The 1,652-nt window shown below is 75.4% G+C and carries 3 protein-coding genes; all 3 read left to right on the top strand.

Features of this window, described 5'->3' with window-relative positions:
* Positions 1 to 542: carboxymuconolactone decarboxylase family protein (locus JNW98_RS04435; RefSeq protein WP_223766737.1), on the top strand; the 542-nt coding region annotated here is incomplete at its 5' end.
* A gap of 15 nt (positions 543 to 557) precedes the next feature.
* The gene (locus tag JNW98_RS04430; RefSeq protein ID WP_223766736.1) at positions 558 to 1,202 is read left to right on the top strand and encodes an MBL fold metallo-hydrolase; all 645 of its coding nucleotides are present in this window, start codon (positions 558 to 560) and stop codon (positions 1,200 to 1,202) included.
* 34 nt (positions 1,203 to 1,236) lie between these two features.
* The coding region (locus JNW98_RS04425; RefSeq protein WP_223766735.1) for an exodeoxyribonuclease III at positions 1,237 to 1,652 on the top strand (416 nt) is incomplete at its 3' end.

Here is a 1,652-nt window from a genome sequence, read left to right as displayed (position 1 = left end):
GGTCCGCCGGCCCCGCGGCCGAAGCGCGTCCCGCGCGCGCCCGGCACCGGGCCGCGGGCGCGTACTCGGCGGACGCCCTGACCGTCGTCGAGCCGGGAGCGGACGCCGGAGGGGCGGGTGCCGCGGGAGCGCTCGACGTGCGGCGGCGGGCGCTGGGGGAGGCGCATGAGGAGGCGGCCGCCGGCGCGGATCCGTTCGCGCGGGAGTTCGAGGAGTTCGCGGCCCGGGTCGCCTGGGACGAGAGCTGGTCCCGCCCGGGGCTGGACCAGCGGACGAGGGCGTTGCTCACCCTTACGGCGCTCACGGTCGGCGGACACCTTCAGGAGCTCCCCGGGCACGCCCGGGCCGCGCTCCGGCTGGGGGTCACGCCCGGTGAGATCCAGGAGGCCCTGCGGCACACGGCCCTCTACGCCGGGCTGCCCGCCGCCCGGGCTGCCTTCGCCGCGATCCGGGCGGTCATGGCGGACCGGTCCGGCCCATCCGCGGAAGAAGTGGGAGAAGGCGAGCGGAGCGCGCCCGGGCGCTCCGACGCGCGCCCCTAGCGCCATCATGTGGGTATGAAACTCACCAAGTACGGCCACGCCTGCGTCCGTCTGGAGAAGGAAGGCCGCGCCCTCGTCATCGACCCCGGCGGGTTCACGGAGGAGGGTGCGGCGCTCGGGGCGGACGCGCTGCTGGTCACCCACGAGCACCCGGACCACTTCGACGCGCACCGGCTGCGGGCGGCCCTGGAGGCCAACCCCGCCGCCGAGCTGTGGACGCTGCGGAGCGTCGCCGAGCAGCTCTCGGCCGCGTTCCCGGGGCGGGTGCACACCGTCGGCGAGGGCGACGCCTTCACGGCCGTGGGGTTCGACGTCGAGGTGCACGGGCAGCTGCACGCGGTGATCCACCCGGACATCGCGCGGATTACCAACGTCGGCTACTTCGTGGACGGCGCGCTCTTCCACCCCGGCGACGCCCTCACCGTCCCCGGCCGGCCGGTGGACACGCTGATGGTGCCGGTGATGGCGCCGTGGAGCCGGGTCGGCGACGTCATCGACTACCTCCGCGAGGTGTCGCCGCGCCGGGCGATCGACGTCCACGACGCGCTCCTGACCGACCTGGCGCGGCCCGTCTACGACCGGATGCTCGGGCCGGACGGCCCCGGCGTCGGCGGGGCGGAGCACTCGCGGCTGGCGCCGGGGGAGAGCGTCGAGCTCTGAGCCGGTTGTCGGACCCTCCCGTTAGGGTGGCCGCATGCGCATCGCCACCTGGAACGTGAACTCGATCACCGCCCGCCTGCCCCGGTTGCTGGCCTGGCTGGAGAGCAGCCGTCCGGACGTGCTGTGCCTCCAGGAGGTCAAGTGCGCCGCGGACGCGTTCCCGTACGAGGAGCTGCGCGGCCTCGGCTACGAGGCCGCGGTCAACGCGACCGGCCGGTGGAACGGGGTGGCCGTGCTCTCCCGCGTCGGCATCACCGAGGTGGTGACCGGCCTGCCGGGCGGCCCGGACTTCGAGGGTGCGCAGGAGCCCCGGGCCATCTCGGCCACCTGCGGGGCCGCCCGCGTCTGGTCGGTCTACGTGCCGAACGGCCGGGACGTCGAGCACGACCACTACGGCTACAAGCTCCGCTGGTTCGAGGCGCTGCGCGACGCCGTGGCCGCCGACGCGTC

The organism is Streptomyces huiliensis, assembly GCF_020037025.1.
GTDB lineage: Bacteria > Actinomycetota > Actinomycetes > Streptomycetales > Streptomycetaceae > Streptomyces > Streptomyces huiliensis.
Note: the sequence above shows the minus strand (reverse complement) of the source record. Positions and strands in the feature narration are given on the sequence as shown.

Bases quoted from the DNA above. Each gene is read 5' to 3' on its own strand.
- JNW98_RS04430 (WP_223766736.1), top strand. From the start codon at position 558: ATGAAACTCACCAAGTACGGCCACGCCTGCGTCCGTCTGGAGAAGGAA.